Consider the following 1555-nt stretch of genomic DNA (forward strand, 5'->3'; position numbering starts at 1 on the left):
TCCCAATCATGGAAACACCATCCAGAACAATAACACTAACATCAAACTCATCACCCCAATTAGATGGTCAAATTCCTCAAGCACACGGGGCAGCTTGAGTACAGATCGTTTGAAAATCAACAAATATGCCAACCATCCCAGCCCAATGGTTGCCAGGGGTTTGATAATATTGGCAAAATTATATGCTTGGTAATACACACCATTGACGGCAATCAGCCCACCGAGCAACAGTATCATCGCTAACCAAAAATTGGCCTTTACCTGCCCTTGGCTGCCATCCCCATGGGGCAGAAAGATGAATTTACCAAAGCATGTTGCCGTTCCTAGGGCAGCAACATTCATACCGATAACTTGCCAGGGCACTATATTCTTCAGAGTCAATACTTTCGCCCCAAAGCCAGACAATAATGGAAAGCCGGAAATAGAGAAGCTAGCTATAGCCAGGGCAATCCAAATTGGGGTATTAATCCGCTGATGTTGCAGTTCATTGAGGTTACGGCTGGGCAAAACACCCGCGATCAAAAAGAGCGCTGATTTGACCAAACCATGGGTCAGGGCATAAAAGCCTCCCACTTCTGGTGAGGCGAGGATAAAGCCTAACTGGGAAATCGTGCTAAAGGCGAGAATACGCTTGGTATCCTTTTCAAATAAGGCATAGGTTATGCCCAGAAGCGCTGTCCCCACTCCAAATATCCTGACGATGGGATCAAGTTCCTCCACAATCAGAGCAAAACGCAACAGTGGAAAGACTCCCGTTTTGATCACAACTCCCGATAGCAACGCCGACACTGGGCTCTGAGATTCGGAGTGGGTTAAGGGTAACCACAATCCTGATACAAATATTCCCCCCTTGACTAATAGTCCCACAAAGATCAGGGCAAGGGCTTCTGGAGGTGCTCCCCGCAACCCTTCAAAGGCAAAGGAATTATTGGCCTTATAGACTAAAATTGCGCCGACCAGATAAAACAGCATGGCTGTATTGCTGACAAAAAGATAGCGCAAGGCTACCCAAATTGAGCGGTCGGTTCGGGGATAGGCAATCAACAGAAACGCAGCAATACTGATTACTTCTAATGCTACGTATAAACTGATGAAATCTGCACAGATAAATACGGCATTGACACTGCCATGTAAGATAATGGTCTGGGTATAAAAAAAAGCTGTTTTACCACTTTGCCAACAGTAGAGGATGACTGCTGCCGTTACCAGCCCATTGGTTAATATAAAAAAGGCGCTTAATTGATCAACTAGTAATGTGACACCGAAATTATCCAGCAGCTGTATAGTTAATGGCGATTTTGCCGTAAGCAATAGCTGTGTGCCATATTCAACCGAAAAAAGGGCAACCCCTAGGGCGAGGTATCGGTCAAATTTGGGGATCAGATAAATGCTGAATCCCACAAATAGCGGTAGAGCAATCCAGGGAATCGTAATGGTACTCATGGAAACACCATCCAGAACAGTAGGATTAACATCAGACTCATCATCCAAATCAGATGGTCAAATTCTTCAAGCACACGGGGCAGCTTGATTACAGATCGTTTGAAAATCAAAA

General features: G+C 45.1%; 1 protein-coding gene. It reads right to left on the reverse strand.

What is annotated here, in order from left to right:
- Positions 1-6 precede the first annotated feature (6 nt).
- Complete coding sequence (locus F6K49_RS47730; protein WP_293074758.1) at positions 7-1443, reverse strand: cation:proton antiporter; 1437 nt, start codon at positions 1441-1443, stop codon at positions 7-9.
- Positions 1444-1555 lie beyond the last annotated feature (112 nt).

This window comes from Moorena sp. SIO3I6, assembly GCF_010672095.1.

Excerpts from the sequence above, each read along its gene's own strand:
- F6K49_RS47730 (WP_293074758.1), bottom strand. The coding sequence starts at position 1,443 with ATGAGTACCATTACGATTCCCTGGATTGCTCTACCGCTATTTGTGGGA.